Below are 26261 nucleotides of genomic sequence, written 5' to 3'. Positions count from 1 at the left end.
TCCACCAACCCCAGCTAAATCACGAACACTCTTACATTTTTTGTCTCACAAATTCACTTATCTCATTCGACGACAGAGGCCCCACGCAACACGCGCCGACCTGCCGGACTTCGACCTGTGACGGGGGCAGCGTGGGCGCGCTTTTCGGGTACCAGGGCAAGATGAACTCATCGCAGCTCTGGTGTTCGATTGCGGCGCACAACGGCAGTGCCGTATCGATCGAGAAGACCGGCTGCAGCAGCCCGCGAGCCTTGCGGCGCGCTTCGCCATCTATGGCAGTAATGACCAGCCCGTCTGCACTGAAGAAGCTGCCAAAGCCCTTGGTCATGAAACAGCTATGGAAGATCGCCGAGTCCTGCTTATGGCCGTGGTCAATCCGGACTTCAACGCGATACATTTCCGGCGTCAGGTTGGCCCCGTCCTCCTCGGCATTGGGCTTCCTCCTGACCGACGGTGCAGGATCAGCATGTAATAGCCATCGCATGCGCCCTGCTCGGCCGCAGTTTTCCAACTGGCCTTGAAGATAAAGCGCTGCGACGGACCCAAGACTTCCATGCCACTGGTGGTACGGCACCACATGGTGTCGTAGTAGAACTTTGCATCGCTCAGGCACTCCTCGAACGAGGGGCCGTCGATGCTCCACCTGGCAAAAATCATTCCGCCTTAGATCGCCACACGCGCCTTGGTGAGTGAGGGCTGCTCCTTGCTCATCGTCTTCTTGTGCAGGCACTCCTTATCCACGGGTGCGCCGATAAAGTCTCCGTCATGAGGCTTCCGTCCCCTCCGGATACAAGGCAACGCCAATCGCCAGCATGATCAGGAGCACCGCGGCCCCGTCTTGCCAATGCAGCGCCTCGTTCAGCCACAGCGCGCCCGACAGCAACCCGAGCACGGGGATCAGGGAAATGCTGACACTCGAGGCGACTGGCGGCAATGCGCGGGCCAGGGAGAACCACGCCACGTGGCAAAACCCAAAAATCAGTAGCGCGTTGTAGGCCACCGCCACCCAGACACTCGGCGAGGGGCGACTCACAGGCAGGCCGTCGGCGATCCCTACGTACACCAGAACCACGGCTGTCGTGATCGCCGTCATCCAGAACCCGATCGCGAGTACGGGAACGTCCATGGTGCTGCGCCGCAGTTGCTGCGTCCCCAGGGCCCACACTGCGGTTCCGGCCAGCAGGGTAAGCCCAGCCAAGGGAACCCCGCTGAGACGCGAGAACTCATGCCACAGCAACAGCACCACGCCCGCAGTCGCGCTACCCACGCCCAACCATTGCGGTCGGGACAGACGCTGCCGATACAGCAACATGCCCCAGAGCGCCGAGAACACGGGCATGGTGTAGCCGATGATGGCCGCCCGGCCAGAACTCAGGCCCGGCAAGGCCCACATCAGACACAGGTGCCAGGCCACCATGTTGGTCGTTGCCAGCAGCAGCAACTCGCCCCAGTACCGCCGCGGCACCTGCAATGGCACCCGCAGCAGCTTCAGTCCCAACCACAGGCACGGCAGGCCCAGTACCATGGACCAGGCCCGGAACGCCATCGCGGGGTATGCACTGACGGCCGATTTCATGATGGGCCAGTTCACTCCCCAGAACAGAGTGACAAACACGAGCAGCCAGACCTGGCGCCGGCTCAGGACAAAACCCGTCATGCTGCGACGGGGGTTTCAAGCTTGAGCAGGCGGCGCGCGTTCCCGCTGCGGATCTTGACTACGTCGGAGTCCGAGAGGCCCAGTCCTGCGGTCAGGTCGCCATTGTCGTAGGCCCCCCCGAAGTTGGTGCCGTAGAGGATCTGATCGGCGCCCACCACTTCCACAACGGCGCGGCGCAGTGCCGGATGCTGCACGTCCAAGTCAAACCAGAAATTGGGCAGGTAATCCATCAGCGGACGCTTGTTGCGCGCATCCGGCGCCATCGACTTGTTCAGCTCCGCCAGGCGCCCGAGCTGGAACACCGCCATGCCGCCTGCGTGGTTGATGTAGGTTTTCAGCGTGGGAAACACGTCCAGTGCGCCGCCACAGATCAGATACCAGAAGAACAGGGTTTCATCGACGCAATCGCCCACGATCGAAGTAGTCTCGAAACGGTCTTCCGCATGCCTGTCGCCCCACCACACGGACTGGTTGTAGCCATGCACCATCAGCGGCACGTCCAGCCGCGTGACCGTCTCCCAAACGGGAAACAATTCCTCGCTATAGGCCTGCAGGCCCTTGAAATTGGCGCCTCCCACGCAGACCCCCTTCGCACCGAGCTGTGTCACGGCACGCTCGATCTCGCGTGCAGCCGCCACCGGATCTGCCAGATTGGCGTGCGCCCAGAAAGCAAAGTGCGCTGGGTCCTGGGCGCAATAAGCGGACATCTCGTCGTTGCAGATGCGCGCGTATTCGCTTCCGAAGTCTTCCGCCCAGTACATGAACGCATGCGAGGGAGTGGACACCACGATCTGGTCCACGCCGCGCTGGGCCATCAGCGCGCGGCGCGCGGCATGCGTCATCTTTGCCAGCAGGTTCGCTTCCGCCTCCTGGTCCGAGGCGGCCTTCGATTTTTGCTTGGTTCCCAACGCGAAGTGCCCGACGGTGAAACCCTGCATCTTCATGAATGGCCCCCAGAAATCGTGGCGGTTGAGCATTCCAGGAGTCAGCAGGTGGGCGTGGGCATCGATCAGCATGGTTCGTCAGGATGAGGGGCCGGGGAAAGGCCCCCGGGACAGCCGCCCGGACTTGACATCAGCCGAGCCAGGACAGTCTAATTATTGAACACTTATTGTCAATATGTTTTAATTTCAGAAAAACCTGAGAGACCCGATGCAACCCACCACATACCACCTGCTTGGCCGTACGGGATTGCGCGTCTCGCGCCTGTCCCTGGGCACCATGACCTTTGGCACCGAGAACGGTTGGGGCTGCGACCGGGAGACCGCGCGCGCGATGTTCGACGCCTACTTGGCATCCGGGGGAAATTTCATTGATTCGGCGGACATCTACACGCACGGCACCGCGGAGACCTGGCTAGGCGAGTTCATGTCGGAAACGGGTACGCGTGATCGCGTGGTTCTGGCCACCAAGTACAGCTTCAATCACCAGAACCCGCAAGGCAACCCGAACGCCGCGGGCAACGGCCGCAAGAATCTGATCCGCTCCCTGGATGCCTCGCTGGCGCGGCTGAAGACGGACTATGTGGATCTCTACTACCTCCATGCATGGGATGGCATCACGCCGGCGGAGGAGGTTCTGCGCAGCATGGATCAGTTGGTACGCGCCGGCAAGATCCGCCACTGGGCGCTCTCGGACGTGCCCGCCTGGTATGGCGCGCGCATCGCCACCCTGGCGCAGAACCACGGCCTTGAAGGTCCTTGCGCGGTGCAGCTCGAGTATTCGCTGGTGCAGCGCGGCATCGAGTACGAGTTTCCCGCCATGTGCCAGGAATTGGGCCTCGGGCTGGTGGCCTGGAGTCCTTTGGGCGGCGGCCTGCTGTCCGGCAAGTACCAGCCCAACGTGGAGGCGCAAGCCCAGCAGGCTGGGCGCATCAAGGCCACCGCCGCGGTGGCGACGCCCGCGCTGAACAAGCTGACGCCACGCAACTGGGAGATCGTCGCGGCGCTCGAATCCGTCGCCAATGAATTGGGGCAGCCCATGGCAAGGGTGGCCATCAACTGGCTGTCGGGCCGCCCGGCGCTCAGTTCGGTGATCCTGGGCGCCACCCGGCTCGAACAACTGCAGGACGGCTTGGGCGCGCTGGACTTTGAATTGCCTTCCGAGCTCCGAGCCCGGCTCGATCAGGTGAGTGCATTGCCCCCGCTGTTTCCGTATAACTTTCTGAGCGCCATTCAGCCGCGCATGCACGGGGGAGCCAGCGTATCGCCCCGCCCTCCCCACTTTGACGAACTTCCCGCGACTCGCAGCGGCGGCTGGCGCTGAGCGACGGAACTGCGTCCCTGGAGAGCCCGCCCATCCATGGCGAATATCCGGGGAACTGGCAGCACAGAGCCTCGGAGGAAGTAGTGAGAATGGCAAGCACGGCCTCCCAGCCAATCAAAACAGAGACACCCGCATGATCATCTGGACCCGGCGTCAGATGCTTGGGCTTGCAGCCAGTGCACTCCCGGTATGGGCGGCCCCGGGTGACGCCCAAGCCGCCTGGCCCACCAAACCTGTCTCTATCACCGTGGCATACGCAGGTGGCGGTGCCATCGATGGGCTGATTCGTTACTGCACCGAGCAGATCCAAAAGCGCCATCCCGAGATCGTGTTCGTCATCGAGTACAAGCCTGGCGCAGGCGGCAACATTGCGGCAGATGCTGTCGCCCGCATGAAAGGCGATGGTCATCAGTTCCTGATGACAGGATCCTCGACCCAGGCGGCCAACGTCAGCTTGTACAAAACTCTCCCCTTCGATCCGGAAAAGGATTTCGTGCCGATCGCCTCCATGGCCACCGTACCTTACATCCTGGTGGTCAACCCCTCGCGCGTGCCGGTCAGCACGTTTCAGGAGTTCGTCGCCTTCGTCAAATCCAGGCCGGGCCAGTTGAGCTACGCCAGTTCGGCGATCACCGGAAGGCTCGCCGGCGAGATTCTCAAGCAGCGCATGGGTTTACAGGCGACTTTCGTGCCATACAAGACCTTGGCCCAGGTGGTTTCCGACATCATCGGCGGCCATCTTGACTACGCCTTTGGCGACCCTCAGGGCTACCTGCCACATGTGCGCTCCGGTCGCCTGCGTGCAATTGCCGTGACGACACGCGCGCGCATCGCCTCCGCCAACGACATTCCTACCCTCTCGGAGTCGGGCATCGCTGATTTCGACGTCTCCGCGTGGCTGGCTCTCTACGGGAAGGCCGGGATGCCAGCCATCGCAATCCAACGCATCAACCAGTTGATCAACGAGGTGCTGGAAGCGCCTGAGGGACAAGCATTCCTTACCAGCATCGGGCTGCAGCCACTGCTTGGCAAGCCCGACCAGCTTGCCGCCCTGCAAAAGCGCGATACGCTGGCCTGGGCACAGGCCATCCGGGCGGCAGGCATCACGATCGAATAGTACATGTCTGAAATCAGATCCTTGGCCAACTCCAGCCCAGTCGATCCCATCTACCTTTGCGACGGCGCGTTGGGCTTCTGGCAAATTGCCGAGCGGCAGCCCAGCCGCATCGCAATCATGGAATGCGATGGGGGCTGCAGCACGTTCGGCGAGCTGCGCGACCGCGTCGATCGTCTGTCGCATGCGCTGCGCGGCTGCGGCGTGAAGACCGGCGAAGCCGTCGCGGTCTTGTTGCCGAACTCCAGCGACTGGCTGGCGAGCGCACTCGCCATCTCGCAGATAGGCGCCTATCTGGTACCTTTGAATTGGCACCTGACGACCGAAGAATTGGCCTACCTGTTGTCCAACAGCAAGAGCCGCGTGCTGATTGCCGATCATCGGTTTGCCTCCACGGCCAGCCAGGCGGCCCAGCAGGCGGCGCTCCCCGAGCAAGGGCGCCTGGCAGTTGCCGGAGACATACCGGGCTTTCGCGATCTGCAATCCTTGCTGCCCGCACAACCCGATGACCCTCCTGGCAACCGGCTGGCAGGCGGCATCATGTTCTATTCCTCCGGCACCACGGGACGCCCCAAGGGAATTCGGCGACCACTGACGGGATTGGCCCCTGAAGTGGCATTGGCGCGCACCCTTCCGCTCTATTCGGGCATGTTCGGCCTGCGCGCGGGCGATGGGGCGCACCTGGTCTGCACACCGCTCTACCACGCGGCTCCCGGCTCCCGCGCCATCCAGATGCTGCATCTCGGGCACCGGATCGTGCTGCTGGAAAAATGGGACAGCGAACGCGTGCTCGCCTTGATCGAAAGCGAACGCATCGACAGCGTGCAACTGGTGCCGATTCTGTTCCACCGTCTGCTGCAACTGCCGCAGTCTCTCCGGCAGCGCTACGACCTATCGAGCCTCAGAACCGTCATCCATGCGGCCGCCCCATGCCCTCCGGAGACCAAGCGCCGGATGATCGACTGGCTTGGCCCGGTTCTGCACGAGTACTACGCGTGCAGCGAGGGAGGAGGAACCTATGTAGGCAGCGACGACTGGCTCCGTCACCCCGGAACGGTGGGCCGTCGGTATCCGTTCAGCAAGCTCGCCATCCTGGATGAGGACGGAACCGAGCTTCCTGCTGGCGAGCCCGGGTTGATCTACATGAACGATGGCTTCGATTTCGAGTATTTCAACGATCCGCAAAAGACCCGTTCCGTCAAGCGCGGTGACATGTTCACCGCGGGAGACTATGGATACCTCGATGAGGAAGGCTGGCTCTACCTCTGTGACCGCCGCACCGATTTGATTCTTTCCGGCGGCGTCAACATCTACCCTGCCGAGATCGAGGCCGTTCTGATGCAGCATCCTGCGGTATCCGACGCAGTCGTCGTGGGACTGCCGGATCCCGAATGGGGGCAGAGTGTCTGCGCATTGGTTCAACCCCACGAGGCGGCCCCAGCGCCCGCGCTGGAAGCGTTGCGCGCCGAGCTGATGGCGTACTGCGAGCGGCACTTGGCTTCCTTCAAGCGGCCCAAGCACGTCCTCCTCGCACCGGTCCCGCGCACCGATGCCGGTAAAGTCGGCCGCGCTGCAGTCCGCCAAGCGCTTCTGGCTGGAGAACTGCGTCCGCTGGCAAGTGCCGATCCGGTCTGATTGCCGACTCAGCGCACCATCAGCGTCCCGCCATCGACGGCAAATATCTGGCCGGTCATGAAACGCGCCCCGGGAGATGCCAGAAAGGCGAGCACCGGCACCAAGTCCTGCGCCATGTCGCCCAGCTTGCCGCCCAGCGGGATCACCCGGGCCATCAGCGTATCGTGCGCGCTCAGTTGCTCCGGGCTCATTTCGGAACGGGTCTGGTCATACATGGGCGTCCAGATGGCCGGGGCGATCGCATTCACGCGGATGTTGTAGGGCCCCCATTCCTGAGCCACGGTGCGGGTCCAGGCCAGGACGGCCCCTTTGGCCGCCGAATAGGCAGATTTGTTGGGCAGCCCCAGCGCGCCGGCTGCGGAGGCAAAGTTGATGATGCTGCCGCCCTGCTCCCGCAGATGGGGAAACACCGCCCGGTTCATCAGGAAGGTGCCGGTGGCATTGACCGCGAAGACCTTTTCCCACAACGCCAGACTGGTTCCCTGCGCCGGCGAAGACGGCGCGATACCCGCCGCATGTATCAGCACATCCAGGCCGCCCAGGCGGGCGCAGGCGGCATCGACCGCGCGCGCAACCGATCCCTCGTCGGCCACATCGACCTCCATGAAGCCCCGCGCTCCCGCCGCAACAGCAACGGCTTCGCCGCGTTCGCGGTTCAGGTCCATGGACACGACCAGCGCCCCCATGCCCGTCAGCGAGCGCACAAGGCCCTCGCCCATGCCGCTGGCTCCCCCGGTGATGAGGATGCGGCGGCCGGTCAATTCTGAAACAGACATGGTGGCGCTCTTCTATCGCTGCACTTTGATGGTGGAGGACTCGATGTCCCAGGTGCCAGGCGTCACACCTTCATCGCGCAGTTGGTACTTCAGAACCCGCCCCTGCGGATTGACCGGCAATTCAACCCGGAACTCGATGTAGCGGGGCACAGCGTAATAGGGCACCCGATCCACCATCCACCGGCACAAGGCCTCTTCGGTGAGTTGGGCACCCGCTACCCGCTTGGCGGTGACCTTCAGGTCGTCCTCGCCCAGGTTCGACCGCACGGCATGAACCGCGACCTGCTCGATGTCGGGATGCTGCAAGATCGCCGACTCCATCTCGAAGCTGGAGATGTTTTCCCCCCGCCGGCGCAGGTAGTCCTTCTTGCGATCCACAAAGTAGAAGAACCCGGCCTCGTCGAACTTGCCAATGTCCCCCGTGTGGAACCACATGTTCCCCATCACCTTCTGCGTGTCCTCGGCTCGGCGCCAATAGCCCTTGAACATGATGTCGGGATGCAGGGGGCGGCATACGATCTCGCCGGCCTGCCCGGGCGGCAGCGGATTGTCCTGGTCGTCGAAGATGCGCACGTCGAACTCGGGTGCGCGCCGCCCCGACGAGCCCGGAGGAACCGGCTCGCCGGCCGGCACCGACGTGATCAGCGCCTCCGTCAGGCCGTAGGCGTTGGAGCCGATGTGCCGCGCACCGAAGCGGGTGCGCCAGATCGCCTTGATGTCCTCCGTGAACGGATTGCCCTTGACCGTGTGGATCTGGCCGAAGCAGCGCTTCATCGCGTCATTGTCTGGCGCCTGTGCCAGCAGCGTACCCAGGGCGCCCAGGATGGACACCACGGTGGCCCCGGATGCCTCCACGGCAGGCCAGAAGCCACTGACCGAGAACCGTGGAGCGATCGAGATCGTTCCGCCCACAAGCAGCGTGGACACCACGCCCGTCGCGATCGCGTTCATGTGGAACAGTGGCAACGGGGTCCACAGCACGTCGTCCGGACCGAACGGCGCAGCCCGCAGAAGCAGGCGCGCCACATGGCACATCTGGTTGCCGCTGATCATGCAGCCTTTGGAAGGCCCCGTTGTCCCGGACGTGTAGATCAGGGCGTTGAGCGCGGCCGGGTCAGGCAGTTCTGCCAGGGGAGTGGTGTCGTGCCCTCGGTGATCGTCAAGGCTTTCGATGGAAAAACCAACGTCTGGATAGCCATCCTCCAACACTCCACGCACCAACAGGCGCCGAATGCCTTGAAGATGCCCGGCCACCTCGAACAGGCGCGGCGCATAGGCCGCGTCGCACACCAGGATTTCAGCCCCCGAGTCGGCCACTTGGTGGCGCAAGAACTCACCCTTGAGTGCCGTGTTCAACGGAACGCTCACGGCGGACAGCTTGTTGAGCGCGATCCATAGAACCACGGCGTCGAGGTGATTGTCGAACAGCGAGGTGACGGTGGCGCCGGCCTTCACTCCCAATGCCTGCAGCGCATGGGCCATGCGGTTGGTGAGAGCGTCGAACTCGGCGTAGGTGGTCTTCTCGCCACTGAAATCGAACAGGATCTTGTTTGGATGCGCGAGAACCGCACGGGCCAAAGCCGCCACGGGAGTGTCACGCAGCCCTGGCGTCCAGCCAGGTGCGCTATCAATGTCTTTGCTCATTCGATGTACCCTGCCGCGATTGGCGGCAATTTCTTTACGTTGTGTGAAGACGCCGCCCGGAATGTTTCTCGACATACGGGACAGCGTGTAATGGTCTCAATCGGTGGCATGCTGCATGTCACCGCGACGACGGAACCCCAGGCTCCCGCCCGTGGATGGACGCTTATCACGGCGAAGTGATGCGCGTACGCAGCAGGCCGATGCCCTCCACCTCCAGTTCCACGACGTCCCCAGGTTTGAGGTAGCGCATCTGCTCCAAGCCACAGCCATTGCCCACCGTTCCCGATCCGATGAACTCACCGGGATAGAGCGTTTCGGAACGCGACACATGCGCGATCACATCCTCGAACTTCCAATACATGTCGCGCGAATTTCCCCGCCCCCATTCCTCGCCATTGACACGGGCAACCATGTTCAGGCTGTAAGGATCGGGAAGTTCATCGGCGGTCACTAGACAGGGCCCCATCACATTGCTGGTATCAAAGTCCTTGCCCTTGGCCGGCCCGAGCATGCCGCCCATTTCCACGGCCTGGGCATCGCGCGCGCTGATGTCATTGAAGATCGTGTAGCCAAATATGTACTCGCGCGCCTTCTCTTTGGGTACGTCCTTGGCCCGCGCTCCTAGGTAGAAGCCGAACTCGAGTTCAAAGTCGAGCGCCTTGCTGTAGCCGGGCCACACGACATCGTCGTCCACGCCGATGGTCGCAAAGCGATTGCATTTGTAGTAGATGGGCTGGCCCAGGAAAGTCTCTATCGCGCGCTCATCTGAGCGGGTGTTCATTGCCTTCAGTGTGGCCTCCGGATCCGGTGTTCGCGCCGCGCGTGCGCGCCGCGCTGCCGCATAGCTCTGGCGCAGATGTAGCTCGAAGCAAGAGGCGTCGCGCATTTGCGGTGGTGGCTGTATGGGGGCGAGGATTCTGACCGTGCTGCGCTCCCTGACGGCCGCGCGAGGCGCTCGCGCGATCAGGTCACGCGCAAGCTCGGAGGCCGAGGGGCCCGCTTCGATCAGCGCCAGGATGCTCGCCAGCGCATCCGCGCTGCCGCCATGCACGATCTGCGCCGCCTGCCGCAAGTCAAGCACCGCCTGGTCACCCTCGATGAATGCGCCTGCGCGGGCGGGTTCGCCTGCAGCTTGAAATGTCACCAGTCTCATATTGAACGTTTCTTTGTGGGGGGGGTAAAAACCAGGGGCAAAGTGCCTCCGGTAGGAACGAGGACTCAACCGACCGACGGCGGAAGCGGTGCGTCGGAGGGTTCCAGTCGGCGGCGAAGCACCACCGGCGCTCCGCCATGGCTTCGCTTGATCAGCCATTGGGCAAGCGCAGCATCCATGTAGTCAGCGTGGCCTGGAAACCAGTTGGCAAGCGCGTTGGCGAGATCGCGTGCCACCTGTCCAGAACCGCCATTACGCAAAATTTCCTGCACCTCGTGCACAGAACGCAGAACCGCCGCATGTTCATCCGCGTGGCACTGGGCGGCAGGAAATCCCGTGGTGTTCATCCAATGCCGCTCCTGCTCGAAATGCTCGACGGCATGCACTTCGAAAGCGGCGAGGCACTCCGCCAGATCGGCATCCTGCGCCGTTTGAAGGGCCGCCACGCACGTGACGAATTCGCGATGGGTTCCGTCCATGTCACCGTGCCCGAGCAAGTAGCGATCGGACCAAGCCATGGCATTGCCGCCGCCCTCTCCAACGGCCCCGGATAATGAGTGCTCCTGAGACAAGCGCATGTCTTCCATGATCACACTCGACCTGCCACCGGAATGCACGCGCCTGTGACGGCGCGGGCATCGTTAGACAACAGAAACGCAATGACGGCGGCAAGCGAGCGCGGGGTTACCCAGCGCGCGGTGTCGGCATCGGGCATATCGGACCGGTTGGCAGGCGTATCCAGAATGCTGGGACAGACAGCGTTCACACGCACACCTCGGTCCTTGAGTTCCTCTGCAAGCGCTTCGGTCAGCCGTGCGACGCCGGCCTTGGACGCCGCATACGCGCCCATTCCCATCCCTGCCTTCTGCGCAGCCAACGCCCCCACGTTGACGATGCCCGATCCATCGGCCGCCAACAAACGTGGCAACGCCTCCCGGCACGCCACCACGGTACTGCGCAGGTTCATCGCATAGAGCGCATCCCACGACTCCAGGGCTCCACTCTCCAACGTTTCCCACCGGAAGCCTCCGGCGGCATTCACCAGGCCGTCGAAGCCCTGGAGCCGCTCGCTTGCCTGCTGGAATGCGGACCGTGTGGCATTCGGATCGGTCAGATCAATGCCGCCGATAACTGCAGTGATTCCGGGCACATCCTGGGCCGCGGCGCGATCGAGCAGGACAACACGGGCTCCGTGTTCGACCAGCACGGCACCCACGGCACGGCCCAGCACGCCCAGGCCGCCGGTCACAACGATATGGCGGTTCGCCAAAGAATGTTCACTCATAGATGCGGACGGTTGGTAGAAACCATTAGTTAGACACATTGACGAAATTTGTTCATATATTACACTCTCTTAACCCGCAGACGTCAACTCGTAGCGACCCTGACCAAGCCCTCTGCCAGCCCGACACACCTCGCATTCATGCCACGAAAACTGCCCCAAATCACCAGCGACACATCAGCCTTTTGGCAGGGAGGGGAATCGGGCCGGCTGATGATCCATCGCTGCGGTGCATGCCAGCGCTTCTTTCACCCCCCCGCTCCGATCTGCCCATCCTGCAGTTCGCTGGATGTGACACCGCAGGCCACCAGCGGCTGCGGCCGGATCGCCACTTACACCATCAACCACCAGGCGTGGAAGCCTGAGCTGGCTGCACCCTACGTCGTGGCCATCGTCGAACTCGACGATCAGCCCGGCCTGCGCCTGCTCAGCAACGTGGTGGGACTGCCGCCCGATCAGGTCCGAATCGGCATGCCGGTACAAGTCACTTTCGAGCAGCACGAAGACGTCTGGCTCCCTCTGTTCAAGAAAGCCCAATGATGTTCGACCACCTGTACGAAAAAAACGTGGCGATCGCCGGTGTAGGCCAATCCGAAGTGGCCCGCCCCTCCGACAAATCCGCCATGCGCCTGACCCTGGATGCATGCCTGGAGGCCATCGCCGATGCGGGGCTCACGCGAGAAGACATCGACGGTGTGGCTTGCTGGCCAGGCGACAACAACAACGGCAACAGCTTTTCTCCGGTGGGCCCCAATGCGCTGATCGGCACGATGGGCCTGCACGTCAACTGGTACGGCGGCGGCTACGAAGGGCCAGGGCCGCTGGCCGGCGTGATCAACGGCGCGATGGCCATCGCCGCGGGCCTGTGCCGCCATGTGCTGGTGTTCCGCACGATCACGGAAGCGAGCGCGCGGCGGCTCGACAAGAACGCCAACGCCTTGAGCAACAAGACCGCCGGGCGCGACAGCAGCTTCTTCTGGCAGTGGTACACCCCCTATGAAGTGCACTCGGCCATCAACCTGATGGCCATGTATGCGCAGCGGCACTTCCATGAATACGGGACCACCCCGGAGCAACTGGCGCAGATCGCCCTGACCTGCCGCGCCAACGCCGTGCTCAATCCCAAGGCCGTGTACCGCACGCCCATGACCATGGACGACTACCTGACCTCCCGCATGATCTCGACGCCCCTGCGCATGTTCGACTGCGACGTGCACTGCGACGGGGCGACGGCCATCGTGCTCTCGCGCATGGATGCGGCGCGCCATGGCCCGAATCCCCCGATTCGCCTGGAGGCCATCGGCTCGGCCCTGCACCAGCCCTGGTCCTGGGATCAGGTTTCCCTGACCGGCGGGGCCAGCATCGACGCGGCCCGCATGATGTGGCAACGAACCGACCTCAAGCCGGCTGATGTCCGCAGCGCCCAGTTGTACGACGGCTTTTCCATCCTGACTTTGCTCTGGCTGGAGGCCTTGGGCCTGTGCCCGGTGGGCGAAAGCGGCCGTTTCGTCGAAGGCGGCGCGCGCATCGCCCGCGACGGCGCCCTGCCGGTGAATACCAATGGCGGCCAGCTCTCGGGGGGAAGAACCCATGGCCTTGGATATGTGCACGAAGCTTGCACCCAGCTCTGGGGCCGCGCCGGGCTGCGCCAGATCGCGCCGCACCAGGTAGCGGTTGCGGCGGCCGGCGGAGGCCCGCTGGCTGGCTCGCTTTTGCTCGTCCGAGAGTGACCCCACTCTAGCCCCAGGCGCCCTGTCCTCGCCCATTGCCCGGTATGACCGCATGACACAACCTCCTCCCACCCATTCACATACCCCGCATAGTCTGGGCATTGATTTGTCCGAGTTCAAAAGCGCGTGGCGCATCGTGATCCTGGCCACGCTGGGACTGGCGATCAACTCCAACTCATCCATGCTGTATGCCTACGGCGCGATGATGGTTCCCCTGCAGCAGACGTTCGACTGGGCCCGCGCGGATCTTCAATCGGCAGTGAGCTTCATGTTTCTGGGATCGGTGGTCGCATCCCAAATCGTGGGATGGCTCAATCTGCGCTTTGGCATGAAGCGCGTCACGGTGCTCTCGCTGTGCATGCTTTCCCTAGCCTTCATCGCCATGACGCACCTGGGGCCTTCGATCGTGACGCTCTACCTGGGATTTTTCCTGATGTCCTTGGCCAGCATGGGCACCATGCACGTCACCTGGACCCACCTGGTGAACCTGTGGTTCGAGCGCAACCGCGGCCTAGCTCTCGCGCTGGTTCTCTCTGGCACCGGTCTGGCCGCCATGCTCATTCCCTCGGCGGTGAGCACCGTGATCTCACGATGGAACTGGCAGGCGGCCTTTTGGCTTCTGGCTGCCCTGCCGATGCTCCTGGTGCTGCCCCTGGTCCTGGCCTGGATGAAAGAGCCCGCCCGCGCTCCTGCCCGCAAGCACAGCGAGTCAGCCTCGTCAGCAGGTCCCTTGGTCACGGGCGCCTCGCTACGCGAAGGCGTGCGCCAGCCCCGCTTCTGGCTGCTGAACATCGCCTTGTCCATGGTCGTGGCCTGCGTGGTGACGCTGGTCACGAATGGCGTCCCCCTGCTGCGCGACAAAGGCCTGGAAGCAGGGGATGCAGCGCGCATCTTCGGCAGCTTTGGCTTGTCGCTGATATTGGGACGGGTCATCGTGGGGTACCTGGTCGACCGCCTTTGGGCGCCTGGCGTGGCCGCCGCCGCCCTGGGGCTGCCGGCCCTCGGATGCCTGCTCCTGGGAATCAGCGGTGCGAACGACACCGGCTGGCTGGTGCTGGGTGTCATGCTGGTGGGCATCGGCGCGGGTGCCGAGTTCGACCTGGCGGCCTTCCTTGTCTCCCGGTATTTCGGCATGCGCGACTACGGCCGCCTGTTCGGCATCCACCTCGGACTGATCACACTGGCTTCCACACTGGCCCCCTGGCTCTTCGGACAACTCTTCCGAAGCACCGGCTCGTACCAGGCGACGCTGTGGGTCTGCGGGCCCATGTTTCTTTTCGGTGGCCTAGCGTTGCTCTCGTTGGGCCGCTACCCGATCTTCGAGGGCAAGACCGCCCCCGACCAAACCATTTAAAGCTGAGCCTTATGTCCAACAACTCCATCGTCATCGTCGGTGCCGGCCAAGCCGGCTATCAGGTTGCAGCATCGCTGCGGCAGGAGGGATTTGAAGGCGCGATCACCCTCATCGGCGACGAACCCGGCGTTCCCTACCAGCGCCCGCCGCTGTCCAAGGCCTATCTGCTGGGGAAAGTCGGCACGGCAGCACTGCGATTTCGCCCGCCCGAGTTCTTTGACGAGCACCGGATCACGCGCATAGAAGGCAGTGCCACCGCCATCGACCAGGAACGCCGCGAACTGGTCCTCGCCAGCGGCGAAAGACTCGCCTACGGGCACCTGGTACTGGCGACGGGCGCTCGTAACCGTGTGCCGGCGGTCGCTGGCATCGAGCTCGGCGGCGTATTCGGCCTGCGCAACCTGGCAGATGCCGACGGACTGTCACAGCGCCTGGGCAGCGCGAAGCGCGCAGTGGTCATCGGCGCGGGCTTCATCGGACTGGAGTTCGCCGCCGTTGCAGCCGCGCGCGGCATCGCGGTGGACGTGCTGGAGCTGGGCACGCGGCCGATGGCACGTGCCCTCTCTGTAGTCACCTCCCAAGTATTCGACCAGGCCCACGCCCGGTGGGGCGTGCGAATCCACTACGGCCAAAGCCTCGCCGCGATCCACGGCGATGGCGGGCAGGTGACCAGCGTAGAGCTGGGCAGCGGCGAAGTGCTGCCGACAGATCTGGTGGTCTACGGCATCGGGGTGCTACCCAACGCGGAACTCGCCGCTCAGGCACAGTTGACCGTCAACAACGGCATCGTTGTCGACGCCCATCTGCTCACCAGCGATCCGGCCATTTCCGCCATCGGCGACGTGGCCAGCTTTCCCAGCCCCTGGTCGTCACAGCCCATCCGGCTCGAGTCGGTTCAGAATGCCGTGGACCAGGCCAAGGCCCTGGCGGCCCGGCTCACGGGCAAGCCCGCCAGCTACGCCGCCTTGCCCTGGTTCTGGACCGACCAGGGAGAACTCAAGCTGCAAATCGCCGGCCTCGCCGACGGGCACGATGAAACCGTCGTGCTCGGCTCCATCGAACAACGCCAGATCAGCGTCCTCTGCTTCCGCGCCGGCCGCTTGGTGGCAGTGGAGTCATGCAATCGGCCAGCCGACCACATGGCAGCGCGCAAGCTCATCGCACGCAACACGCCGCTCAGCCCCGCCGAGGCGGCCGCTGCGGGCTTTGACCTCAAAGCGTTCGAAGCCTCGACGCGCGAGACCGCCTGAGAACGCACCGATCCTACGGCCGATGCCGGGCCTTTAGAGGCCCTGCGCGCCATGGATCAGCAACCCGCTCGCCATTGCCAATTGCCCCGCGATATGAATCGTTTAAAAATCTCCACCCGGCTTGCCATTTCGTTCTTCACCATGGTGCTGCTGCTGGTCGCGCAGGGTGCAATGGTGCTGTTCCTGTCCGCGGCGCAGCGTGAGGCGATAGACGACATCGTTCAAAGGAGCATACCCATCACCAAGGCCCTGAGTGCGGTGATCGATGGGTCGAACATGGAAACCATCCAGTTCCGCAACCTGGCCCTCTTCTCGTCTCCGGACATCCAGAAAGCGGCACTGGCCCAGATCAAGGTCGAACGCGGCAACATCGCCGCGCAGACCCAAATGCTGGACCAGCTCATCGAATCCGAGGAAGGCAAGGCCTTGCACGAAAGCATCAAGCCTCTGCGCGCCAAGGACCTTGAATTGGGCAATCAGTTTCTTGAACTGTTTGCCAAGGAACAGTGGGTAGAGGCGCTGGCCTTGCTGGAGAGCAAACAACGCCCGGCGCAGATCGAATACCAGAACGCGATCCGCAAGCAAGCGGAACTCCAAGCGCAGGTCATGGCCGAAGACGGGCATCGGGCCGAAGCCGCCACCCGCAATGTGACGCAAGGCCTCCTGATCGCGAGCGCCGTGACCATTGGCCTGGCCCTGTTCCTTGCGATCACCATCATCCGATCGATCACGCGCCCGCTGATGCAGGCCGTGGCAGTGGCCGACCGCGTCGCCACCGGCAATCTGAGCGGGCAGATCACCGTGCAGTGCCAAGACGAAATGGGCCATCTGCTGGAGACGCTGCAGCACATGCAGCACAGCTTGGCTCAGACCGTCACGGCAGTGCGCAGCAATGCACAGGGCGTCGCTTCGGCCAGCACCGAGATCGCGGCGGGCAACCATGACCTGTCGGGCCGCACCGAAGAGCAGGCCAGCGCACTGCAGCAAACCGCCGCGTCGATGGAGCAACTGGGCGCCACGGTGAAACAAAACGCCGACAACGCGCGCCAAGCCAACCAGCTCGCCCTGAATGCCTCCACCGTGGCCACCCAGGGCGGCGAAGTGGTCGCCGAAGTGATCAAAACAATGAAGGGCATCGACGACAGCAGCCACAAGATCGCCGACATCATCAGTGTGATCGACGGCATTGCCTTCCAGACCAACATCCTGGCCCTGAACGCCGCCGTGGAAGCAGCCCGGGCGGGCGAGCAGGGCCGCGGCTTTGCGGTGGTAGCCAGCGAGGTGCGCAACCTCGCTGGCCGAAGCGCCGAAGCGGCCAAGGAAATCAAGCGGCTCATCACCGACAGCGTGGAGCGCGTGAAGCAGGGGTCGCAGCTCGTGGACAAGGCCGGTGCCACAATGACGGAAGTCGTCACCGCCATCCGCCGCGTCACGGACATCATGGGCGAAATCAGCGCCGCGAGCAACGAGCAAAGCCAGGGCATGGGACAGATCGGCGAAGCGGTCGCGCAGATGGACCAGACCACGCAGCGAAATGCCGCGCTGGTCGAAGAAATGGCTGCGGCTGCCAGCAGCCTGAGCACCCAGTCCCAGGCGCTGGTGGAAGCCGTGGCGGTTTTCAAGCTATCGGATGGCGAAGTCGTGCGCGCCATCAATGCCGTGCCCATGCCCAGTACGCCCCACGCAAGCGCGCCGAAGAAAACTGTCATGCCGGCACTCCAGCGACAACTACAGCCGCAAGCATCAAAGGCACCGCCCCCCAGCCACCGCCCCGTCGCCATGACCGCGCCCTCCGTTCATTGACAGGGGATCTGCTCGAGTGGCAAATCGCCCCGTCGATGCATTCTTGATAGCTGCTTGCGCTTTCTGGGTGAGCATTTGAGGCCAATTTAGCCTGTGTTTTTCGTGCATGCCTCCCGAGCCCCTGCGCAAGTATTTCCCTACACTGAGGGATTAGATCAGCCCTGCTGCCGCGCCAACCTGAACTGCCGGTGACGACGCCACGCGCACCCGAAGCCCATGGGCATTCACACGCAAAAAAAACACCCCCTGGTACAGCCGTAATGGTCTGCCAGGGGGTTCAAAATTCCGGATTCCACGGGGTACTGTGTCAATCACCGGCCTTGCCTCCGGTACTTGCACCTTGGAGAAAGTGTCCAGGTCCGGCCCGCTTCAGGCCATGGCCCCCAGATAATCGACCTTGCCCAGTTCCACGCCTGCCTGGCGCAGCAACGCATAAGCCGTGGTCACATGAAAGAAGAAATTCGGCAGTGACCACTGCTGCAAGAACGTCTGCCCCGTGAAGTGCAGTGGATCGCCCTGACGCTGCGGCACGACCACGGGCCGCTCGGCACTCCCGGCCAATTGCTGTGGCGAAACGCCTTCCACGAAGTCGATGGCATCCCGCACGCGGGCACGCAATCCTTCGAAACTCTCGTCGGAGCCTTGAGCGGCAGGCAGTTCCACAGCCCCCAGGCGCGCGACAGCAAGCCGCGCCACCTCGCTCGCAATGGCCACTTGCTTGCCAAAGGTCAGCATGTCGGGCGACAGCTTCGTATTCAGAAACGCCGCGCTGTCAAAGCTTCTGGCCTGTGCATGGCCTTCGGCTTTGTCCAGCCAGGTGAGCAGGTTGCGCAGCATGCGGGCATAGATTTCCGCGCTGGCGGCATACATGGATATAGACATGGTCGGATGTGGTGGGTGTCAAAGTTTGTTCGATCCCATGCGGGCGAAAAATTCACGCATGGGCACCATGGACGGGGCGTGACTGGTGAAGCCGCCATCCACTGGAATCACCGCCCCCGTGATGAATGAGGACTCGTCGCTGGCCAGGAAGCTCACCACGTCGGCAATCTGCTTCGGCGAACCTAGCTGAGGCGTCAGGTGCTGATCCAGGAGGATCTGTTTGATCTCCTGCGGAACACCCTTCTGCGCGTGCTCGTTGAGCACAAAGCCGATCATGATGGCATTGGACCGGATGCCCTCCTTACCGTACTGAGCGGCCACGGAACGTGCCAGCGCCATCAAGGCCGCCTTGGAGGCAGCGTAGGCGGTCAGCGTAGCATCGCCCAGCAGCCCAAAGCCAGACGTGGCGAAGATGATCGATCCACCGCCAGCCTGGAGCATGTGCGGAATGGCGTGCTTGCAGCACAGCATGGCGCCGCGCGCATTGACGTTCATGGCCTTGTCCCACGCAGCGAGGTCCACGTTGCAGACATCCCGGTCACCGGCACGCTGCGCCGGATCCAACGCGGCCGCATTGTTGTGTAGGACATCGATTCGCCCGAAATGGCCGAGTACGGCGGAAACCATTGCCGCGACCCCCTCCTCGGAAGTCAGGTCGGTCCGAATGGCCAGGGCCTTGCCTCCCCCCGCCTCGATTTCGGCGGCCACCGACTGGGCTCCTTCCAGGTTGATGTCGACCACCGCGACACGAGCTCCGTGCCGGCCCAGCGAACGCGCACATTCAGCCCCAAGGCCCGCCCCCGCACCGGTCACGATGGCGACCTTACCATCCAGTTTGCGTTCGCTCATTGCATCTCCAGAAAAGCGATGTTTAGAAATTCATTCACCAGAAAAACAGGGCGTCCGTTTCTCGCGAAACGCCAGTGCGGCTTCCTTGACGTCGTTCATCGGAACCAGCATGGCGAACAGGTCCAATTCCAGATCCAGGCCGCTCTTGAGATCAAGGTGGCTGGCCGCGCGTGCAGCCTGCTTGGCGAACAGCGTTGCCGTAGGCGGCCTCTGGGCAATGCGTTCAGCCAGGACAGCGACCTCCGCGAGCAGGGAGTCCGTGCTGTCGGCCATGCGGGTGATCAGGCCGATGTCGAATGCCCTGCGTGCGTCGACGCGATCACCGGTCAAGAGCAGATCCAGCGCACGCCCCGGACCGACCACGGATCCAAGGCGCTGGGTTCCACCGCCTCCGGGGATCAAGCCCAGCCCTGTCTCGGGAAGGGCAAACACGGCATCCGGCGCCGCGAAACGGAGATCGCAAGCCAGGGCCAGTTCCATACCCCCACCCATGCAATACCCATGAATGGCGGCGATCACAGGTTTCTCGGTGCGATCCAGCGCCTCGATCCAGCGCGACTTCTGCATGCGCCGGCGCACCTGCAACGATGTTTCCGCTGGCCGCCGCTCCTTGATGTCGGCTCCGGCGCAGAACCCGCGCGCACCCGCGCCGCGTATCACGATCACCCGCACGGACGGATCTCCATCCAACTCGGCCAGGGCCGCAGGAACACCACGGCGGATGCCGTCGTTGATCGCATTGATCTGGTCCGGGCGATTGAGCACGATCCAGCCAACGCCCCCCCGGCGCTCCACCTCGACGGCATTCCCGGGGGCTGCAGCTTCGTCGCGCGCCGGGGTGGCTGGTTTGTGAAAGGAGGTTTCCATCATCGGTTCAATACTCCTCGAACTCAAAAAGTTGCCCTCGCACGTCGGCCGGATCTACCCGGATCAGCGGTTTTCCGCCCACCGCCTCGCATTCGTCGATCCAGGTGAAACGGGTGCCGCGTGCCTTCAGATCCTCGGCTTTGGCCCGGAGACCGTTCACCGCGATGCGGATGTAGTAAGGGCCAGGCCCCCATGAATTGAGGTAGACGCCGGCGTCACCATTCCAGCGGGTCGCCTCGATCACGTCCAGCGAGGCGCTGTGCGGCAGCGTGAATTCCATGCGGGCGCGGCGGTACCCCTCCTTGTCCAGCGACTCCACAGGGCTGCCAGGCTCCCAGTCGAGATTGGCCGATACCGTGCGCAGGGTTTCGTCCAGATTGCGGACGATGTAGCCGCGCGAGGTGACCCGCACCATGTCGCCCGGTTGGGGATCGCGTGGCTCGGGAGGCGGCACGCTGAAGGTGTCGGCCGGCATCTGCAGCGGCTCCAGGGGCATGACCTCGATGCACAGCCCCCCATCCACCGATGGGTGGTAGCGAGGATCCTCGGGCGTTGCGCCCAGCCAGAGCCGGTCGAACGGCATATCGGGGGTGCGTTGTGCCATGCGGAACCGTAGGCGCCGGCGCATGAGTTTCTCGACCAGCAGGTCGAACCTGTCGCCGCGTGCGGCCAGCACGATGGAGTGGGTCAGCATGGGCCGGTGGCCCCCCTGGTAGGCCTTGAGACTCTCCAGGAAGTCGTGGAACATCGGATCACCCGGGTTGGGTTGATCCAGATGGCACTGCGGCTCAATGCGGGTGGGGGCAACGGCCAGCGATTTGTGAACCCGCAGGAAATGGGCAATGTAGGGATGGCCATCGAACGCTTGGCGCCAATTGGGATGGCCGTGGAGGCCCAGTTTCGTCACCAACAGTTGTGCCATGCCGTCCGGGTCGGGCAGCATCATGTCGGCACTCATCAACAGATCAAACACAGGCGTTGCTCCAAGAAAAGGAAAAGGTCAAATAGGAAGTGCGCCATCCGCAGGCAATGCAGACTTGGTCTGCCGGGGATTGAGCAGGAAATGGGACAAGGCGGGAATCAGCACCAGGGCACCCACCATGTTCCACAGGAACATGAAGGTCAGCAAAATTCCCATGTCTGCCTGGAATTTGATTGGCGAAAACGCCCATGTGATTACGCCTGCGGCCATGGTCAGCCCCACCAGTGCCACCACGCGCCCCGTAAAATCGAGCGATCTGCGGTACGCTTCGGCGAGCGTCGCACCACGGCGCTGCATCGCAATCTGGACACTCAGCAGGTACAGGGCGTAGTCAACGCCGACACCTACGCCCACCGCGATCACTGGCAGCGTGGCCACCTTGAGCCCGATGCCCATCCACACCATCAAGGCCTTGCAGATGATGGTGGTAATCACCAGGGGAACCATGGCCACGATGGTGGCGCGCAGACTGCGAAAGGTCAGCAGGCACAGCAGCGCCGTGGCGCCATACACGGCCAGGTACATCAACACGATGCCGCGCTCGACTTCGATGTTGGTCGCAGCCTCGATCCCTGCGGAACCCGCCGCGAGCAAAAAGCTCGGCCCGCCATCAGCAGAGGGGCTGTTGTGCTCGGCTGCAAAAGCCTCGCTGACCTGGAGCACGCGCTTGAGCGTGTCCGCCTTGTGATCGGCCAGATAGGCGATCAGCGGTGAGACGGAACACGAGGTATTGGTGATATCCGGACTCGCAATCATGGCTGCCCCCACCGCCGCGTTCGTGATGCCCTGGTCCCGGCTGATGGTGAGCCACTTGCCACTGCCCTCGTTCAGGGCTGCGGTGATGAAGCGCGTGGACTCCGCCAGCGAGCTGGTGGCCTGCACGCCCTCGGTCTGGCGTAGTGCCTGGGCCAGTTGGTCCATCATCTGCAAGGTGCCATACAGCCGGCAGCCATCGTCAGGATTGGTCATGATGACCACGAACTGATCATTCGACAGCCCATAGTGAGCCGTGATATAGGCACTATCACGGTTGTAGCGCGAGTCCTGCCTCAGTTCGGGCGCGCCCGGATCCAGGTCGCCGATGCGCAGGTCGAACATCACGACCGTGCAAACCACGGTCATCACGGCGGCCAACGCCACCGCCACGGTGGCCGCGCGACGCTCGGTCAGGCGATCCAGCGCACTCCAGAGGCGTCCGAGCCAACTTTTCTTGCGCGTCGTGTCCTCGGCGAGGGCGCGGCGCGCCGCAGCCTCGCTCACTCCGATGTAGGACAACGTCACCGGGATCAGAACGAGCTTGGTGAAGACCAGCACGGTGATCCCGATGCTGGTGGTTAGGGCCAGATCGCGAATCACCGGGATATCGATGATCACCAGCACGGCGAAGCCAACGATATTCGTCAGAAGTGCCGTCAGACCCGCCAAGAAGAGGCGCCGGAAGGTGTAGCGCGCTGCAACGTATTTGTGCGTCCCGCGCCCCACGTCCTGCAGGATGCCGTTCATCTTCTGGGCTCCGTGCGAGAGCCCGATCGCGAAAATCAGGAACGGGACCAGGATCGAGTAAGGGTCCAGTTCATAGCCCAGCAGGTGCATCAACCCCAGCAGCCACACCACCCCGGCAACGGCCACGCTGACCAGCAGCAAGGTGCTGCGGATGCACCGGGTATAGAGGTAGACAAAGAGTGCGGCGACCGCCACCGAGAGTCCGAAAAAGAGCATCACCTCATGGAGCCCTGCGATCAGATCACCGACGATCTTCGCAAACCCGACCATGTAGATGCCAGTGCTCCCGTCCTCGAACGAGCGAATCTCCTTCTCCAGGATGCGGGAGAACTCACCATAGTTCAGCGGCTCGCCCGTCTTGGGATGCCGATCCAGCAGCGGCACGATGATCATCGTTGAGCGCACGTCATTGGCCACCAAGCTCCCAACAATGCCAGACCGCCCGACGTTTTCCTTGAGCTTGCCGATCGATTCCTGGCTGCCGCTGTAGTCAGGCGGCATGACAGGGCCACCCACCACGCCCTCCTCTGTCACCTGCCGCCAGCGCACGATGGGCATCCAGAGCGATTTCATCCAGGAGCGGTCGACCCCTGGAATCAGGTAGAGGGCATCGTTGATCTTGCGCAGTTTTTCCAAGTAGGCTGCGTCGTAGACATCACCGCTTTTGTTCTCTACGACGACCCGCACCGTGTTTCCCAACCCAGGGAGTTCCTCGCGATAGGCAAAGTAGTTTTGAATGTATGGGCTGGAAGATGGAATCATCCGCTCAAAGCTGGCATTGACTTGCAGGTTCAGGGCGAAGTAGCCCAAGACGACGGTAGTGACAAAGCACAGCAGGAGCACCAGCAGCCGGTTGTTAAACACCAGTTGCTCCAGGCGGCTGCCTGATTTGCGGTCGAACTGTGCCGGATCGCGAACGACCGGCATGGCAGGTTGCGGGGAATGAGCAGACATCAGAACTTTCACGAAGCAGATCCAAAAGACCTGCGGCCTTCATTTACCTTGCGCGGAGAACGCGATGACGCTAACACCGCTCAGGCGCGCCAGAGCCAAACGATGGGGACTCGTCATCGCAGCGTCATAGACCTCGGCACCTGGTGCTTGGTCAAATATGGTGGCGCGAGCGGCGGCAAAATCCACGGCAAGCACACTCCCATGCTGCGACACGAGAAACACTGAATTCCCTTGAGAGACTGCACTCACCAGATTGGCATCGAGTCCGGTCTGGATTTTTGTCCACGCATGCCCAGCGTCCTCGCTGAAAAAGGCATTGCCACGCAAGCCGTAGGCCAGCACGCGGGCACCAAACTGAGTAATGCCGAAGAAGCTGCCGTTGTAAGGCGTCTGCATACGTTCGAAGCGTTGAGCCTTTGCATTGAGATGCATCACCAGGCCCTGCTCACCCGCGACGAAGACGCCCCCTTCACCGCCCGTCAGGGCATACAGGTGATACCGCTGCTCGTTGTCGGTTTTCCCATGCCAAGCTTCCCAACTCCTTCCGGCATCGCTGGTTTTCAGGATCAAGCCGAAACCACCGACAGCAAAGCCAGTGAGCCCATCAGGTGCGAACCAGATGTCGAACAATGGAGCGGGCCAGACATCCGGTGTGGCCGATTGCCCCATCGTCCGCTGTATCTCCACCTCCATCTCTTCGGAACCTTTGGCGGACTGGCGCAGCAGCGTCAATACCGCGCGCCCATCCAACACCCGCTCCCACGATGCTCCGCTATCGGACGACCGCAGGGCCACTGCGTCGTGCCCCACGGCCCACGCCACGCCGGAGCTAGTGAAGCGCACCGTAGTGAGATCGGTGGAAACCGGGCTGGCGACTTGACGCCAGGATACGCCACCATCTTCAGAGAGCAAAATCAAGCCATGCGGCCCCACCGCAATGGTGCGCCCACCTTGGCTTGCGACCCCGCTGGCCGTTGCCCGCTGCGCCGCCACCAGAGTTCGCGATGGCGCATCGATCAGATCATCCGGGCGGGCTGCGCCTTGCGCCGCGATCACCCATGGCATCGTCAGCAACACACACCAGCCAGCGAGCGCGGCGCAAGCCCAACGCGAACGCAGGAAAGAACACAGGAAAGTCATGGCCCGAGGATCCAATCGAGGTTCTTTATGCACGAAACTCAGCGAGCCGTTTCACGCGACACGATGGCTTCAGGATTCATCTCGCGCTCGCTGCGCGCGGACGGAAGCACTTTGTAGCCACCCACCATCACATCGTTGACATAGGCGTACATGCCTTTGTTGAAGTCGTACACCACATTCTTCGCCGCAAAAGGGATCTGCTTGTCGTACATCGGAGAAGCAGCAAGGAACAGCGTGCGATACAACTGGCCGTTCTGGTCGAAGGCATCGTAGTTGGCAGCGCCGCTCAGATCTTCATCGAAGTAGTATGTGCGCTTGGAATACACGTGACGCTGGCCGGACTTGAGCGTCGCTTCCACAACCCAAACACGGTGCTTTTCCCAACGCTCGCACTCCGGATTGACGTGATTCGGCAACAAAGCCTTATCGCTCGTCGGGCAATCGTAGAGATTCTTGTAGGCGTTGTACTGGATGTACATCTCCTTCTTGCCGATAAGCTTGAAATCGAAGCGATCCATGATGCCCGAGAACACAAACAGCTCATCAAACAGCGTCACGCCACCCATGCTCGCCACGGGAGTGTCGTATGAAAATTCCGGAGAAAGCTTCACGCGGCGCAGACCAGGGGTATAACTCCAAGCCTTGCGGGGCCGATCAACCGGGTCGATGTAGTCCGCCAAACCCGTCATTTCGCCAGCGCGACGCGCAGGCGATTTGCTGATCGAGTACGTCCGCCATGCCATGTCAGGATCGCGATCGGCCACATCGGTCTGGTAATACACGAAGTCCTGGAATGTGGCCTGCTCCGCGGTCGCCACTGCCTTACCCGAAGAGTCAACCACCCAGGAACGCGAGGCCGAGGTGGTAATCGCCGTCTCCCCTTGGTAGCGCAGGATCTGGTTCCACATCACCTCATATCCGGTCTTCGGAATGGGGAATGGCAACCCGCCTCTACAAGCGCGCTCAACAGCCAGCCCCTCTTTTGTTGTCTTGCAGGCCGTCGCATTGCGCACGGTCGCATCCAATATCTTCTTGGGATAGGCCGCCGTTCTGTGCGCGGGATACACATTCAGGTAGTACGAGGGGTACTTGGACAACAGGTGCTTCTGCCCTTCACTCAGCAAGGCAGCGTGCTGCGCCATGTTTTTGCTATCGATACGTAGCACCGGTTTTTCGTCCTTGAACGGATCGACCCAAAAGCCGCTATCCGGCTTGAAGCCCTCAGGAGCCTTGGTCAGCCCACCTGTGTAGGCCGGGATGCTGCCGTCGGCATTGCCCGCCTTGACCGCTCCGAACGGGGTCAACGTCGTGCCCAACTGCTTGGCCTCCTCCGCTGTTACGGCCGCGAAAGCTGGTGCGCCAAGGCCGATGGCAACCAGCGAAAGAATGTTGTGGAATTTCATGATTGCAGCTCCAGAGAA

At 62.7% G+C, this 26261-nt stretch carries 23 protein-coding genes; 8 read left to right on the top strand and 15 right to left on the bottom strand.

Features of this window, described 5'->3' with window-relative positions:
• Positions 1–31: 31 nt before the first annotated feature.
• From FSY59_RS23945 to FSY59_RS23935, 3 genes are all read right to left on the bottom strand, one after another.
• Positions 32–484, bottom strand: coding sequence for a hypothetical protein (locus FSY59_RS23945; RefSeq protein WP_131326196.1), 453 nt, complete (start codon positions 482–484; stop codon positions 32–34).
• A gap of 279 nt (positions 485–763) precedes the next feature.
• Entirely contained in the window at positions 764–1657 is an 894-nt protein-coding gene (locus tag FSY59_RS23940; RefSeq protein ID WP_034379739.1) for a DMT family transporter, read from the bottom strand.
• Complete coding sequence (locus tag FSY59_RS23935; protein ID WP_148729806.1) at positions 1654–2673, bottom strand: amidohydrolase family protein; 1020 nt, start codon at positions 2671–2673, stop codon at positions 1654–1656. Before FSY59_RS23935 ends, FSY59_RS23940 begins: the two co-directional genes overlap by 4 nt.
• A 136-nt stretch (positions 2674–2809) precedes the next feature.
• Here FSY59_RS23935 and FSY59_RS23930 point away from each other — a divergent pair, with 136 nt between their 5' ends.
• The 3 genes from FSY59_RS23930 (at position 2810) to FSY59_RS23920 (ending at position 6671) form a co-directional block, all read left to right on the top strand.
• The gene (locus FSY59_RS23930; RefSeq protein WP_034379743.1) at positions 2810–3922 is read left to right on the top strand and encodes an aldo/keto reductase; all 1113 of its coding nucleotides are present in this window, start codon (positions 2810–2812) and stop codon (positions 3920–3922) included.
• Between the two features lie 133 nt (positions 3923–4055).
• Positions 4056–5039, top strand: coding sequence for a tripartite tricarboxylate transporter substrate binding protein (locus tag FSY59_RS23925; RefSeq protein WP_034379744.1), 984 nt, complete (start codon positions 4056–4058; stop codon positions 5037–5039).
• Positions 5040–5042: 3 nt separating this feature from the next.
• A complete protein-coding gene (locus FSY59_RS23920) occupies positions 5043–6671 on the top strand; it encodes an AMP-binding protein (protein WP_080731577.1) in 1629 nt (542 codons plus the stop codon).
• An 8-nt stretch (positions 6672–6679) separates the two neighbouring features.
• Here FSY59_RS23920 and FSY59_RS23915 read toward each other — a convergent pair whose 3' ends face one another.
• The 5 genes from FSY59_RS23915 to FSY59_RS23895 form a co-directional block, all read right to left on the bottom strand.
• The gene (locus FSY59_RS23915) at positions 6680–7447 is read right to left on the bottom strand and encodes an SDR family NAD(P)-dependent oxidoreductase (RefSeq protein ID WP_034379745.1); all 768 of its coding nucleotides are present in this window, start codon (positions 7445–7447) and stop codon (positions 6680–6682) included.
• Positions 7448–7459: 12 nt separating this feature from the next.
• A complete protein-coding gene (locus tag FSY59_RS23910; RefSeq protein ID WP_034379746.1) occupies positions 7460–9091 on the bottom strand; it encodes an AMP-binding protein in 1632 nt (543 codons plus the stop codon).
• Positions 9092–9257: 166 nt separating this feature from the next.
• Positions 9258–10244 carry a fumarylacetoacetate hydrolase family protein gene (locus tag FSY59_RS23905; RefSeq protein WP_043374657.1) on the bottom strand — a complete coding sequence of 329 codons (987 nt, stop codon included), beginning with the start codon at positions 10242–10244 and terminating at the stop codon, positions 9258–9260.
• A gap of 65 nt (positions 10245–10309) precedes the next feature.
• Complete coding sequence (locus tag FSY59_RS23900; protein ID WP_229227515.1) at positions 10310–10831, bottom strand: bacteriohemerythrin; 522 nt, start codon at positions 10829–10831, stop codon at positions 10310–10312.
• Between the two features lie 2 nt (positions 10832–10833).
• Positions 10834–11529, bottom strand: a complete 696-nt coding sequence (locus FSY59_RS23895; RefSeq protein ID WP_034390184.1) for an SDR family NAD(P)-dependent oxidoreductase — start codon at positions 11527–11529, stop codon at positions 10834–10836.
• A 138-nt stretch (positions 11530–11667) separates the two neighbouring features.
• Here FSY59_RS23895 and FSY59_RS23890 point away from each other — a divergent pair, with 138 nt between their 5' ends.
• The 5 genes from FSY59_RS23890 (at position 11668) to FSY59_RS23870 (ending at position 17663) form a co-directional block, all read left to right on the top strand.
• The gene (locus tag FSY59_RS23890; RefSeq protein ID WP_034379750.1) at positions 11668–12066 is read left to right on the top strand and encodes a Zn-ribbon domain-containing OB-fold protein; all 399 of its coding nucleotides are present in this window, start codon (positions 11668–11670) and stop codon (positions 12064–12066) included.
• Positions 12063–13256 (top strand): thiolase family protein, encoded by a 1194-nt coding sequence (locus FSY59_RS23885; RefSeq protein WP_207384585.1) that lies wholly within the window; start codon positions 12063–12065, stop codon positions 13254–13256. Before FSY59_RS23890 ends, FSY59_RS23885 begins: the two co-directional genes overlap by 4 nt.
• Before the next feature lie 52 nt (positions 13257–13308).
• Positions 13309–14610 carry an MFS transporter gene (locus FSY59_RS23880; protein ID WP_051962243.1) on the top strand — a complete coding sequence of 434 codons (1302 nt, stop codon included), beginning with the start codon at positions 13309–13311 and terminating at the stop codon, positions 14608–14610.
• 11 nt (positions 14611–14621) lie between these two features.
• Complete coding sequence (locus FSY59_RS23875; protein ID WP_034379753.1) at positions 14622–15860, top strand: NAD(P)/FAD-dependent oxidoreductase; 1239 nt, start codon at positions 14622–14624, stop codon at positions 15858–15860.
• A gap of 93 nt (positions 15861–15953) precedes the next feature.
• Positions 15954–17663, top strand: a complete 1710-nt coding sequence (locus tag FSY59_RS23870; protein ID WP_043374661.1) for a methyl-accepting chemotaxis protein — start codon at positions 15954–15956, stop codon at positions 17661–17663.
• 369 nt (positions 17664–18032) lie between these two features.
• Here the strand turns inward: FSY59_RS23870 and FSY59_RS23865 are convergent, their stop codons facing one another.
• From FSY59_RS23865 to FSY59_RS23835, 7 genes are read right to left on the bottom strand one after another with little or no spacing between them, the layout of a single operon-like run.
• Entirely contained in the window at positions 18033–18545 is a 513-nt protein-coding gene (locus tag FSY59_RS23865) for a DUF1993 family protein (protein WP_034379758.1), read from the bottom strand.
• 18 nt (positions 18546–18563) lie between these two features.
• Positions 18564–19394 carry an SDR family NAD(P)-dependent oxidoreductase gene (locus FSY59_RS23860; protein ID WP_034379760.1) on the bottom strand — a complete coding sequence of 277 codons (831 nt, stop codon included), beginning with the start codon at positions 19392–19394 and terminating at the stop codon, positions 18564–18566.
• Positions 19395–19424: 30 nt separating this feature from the next.
• Positions 19425–20264: an enoyl-CoA hydratase/isomerase family protein gene (locus tag FSY59_RS23855; protein WP_229227516.1), complete on the bottom strand. Its 840-nt coding sequence runs from the start codon at positions 20262–20264 to the stop codon at positions 19425–19427.
• Positions 20265–20268: 4 nt separating this feature from the next.
• Complete coding sequence (locus tag FSY59_RS23850) at positions 20269–21234, bottom strand: lactoylglutathione lyase (protein WP_034379764.1); 966 nt, start codon at positions 21232–21234, stop codon at positions 20269–20271.
• A 27-nt stretch (positions 21235–21261) separates the two neighbouring features.
• Positions 21262–23700, bottom strand: coding sequence for an RND family transporter (locus FSY59_RS23845; protein WP_034379766.1), 2439 nt, complete (start codon positions 23698–23700; stop codon positions 21262–21264).
• A gap of 39 nt (positions 23701–23739) precedes the next feature.
• Positions 23740–24840, bottom strand: a complete 1101-nt coding sequence (locus FSY59_RS23840) for a YCF48-related protein (protein WP_043374664.1) — start codon at positions 24838–24840, stop codon at positions 23740–23742.
• Between the two features lie 38 nt (positions 24841–24878).
• Positions 24879–26243 (bottom strand): DUF1329 domain-containing protein, encoded by a 1365-nt coding sequence (locus FSY59_RS23835; protein ID WP_034379772.1) that lies wholly within the window; start codon positions 26241–26243, stop codon positions 24879–24881.
• Between the last annotated feature and the right edge of the window lie 18 nt (positions 26244–26261).

Source organism: Comamonas sp. Z3 (genome assembly GCF_008121565.1).
Classification (GTDB): Bacteria; Pseudomonadota; Gammaproteobacteria; order Burkholderiales; family Burkholderiaceae_C; genus Comamonas; species Comamonas brasiliensis.
This window is presented reverse-complemented; position numbering and strand designations above follow the sequence as displayed.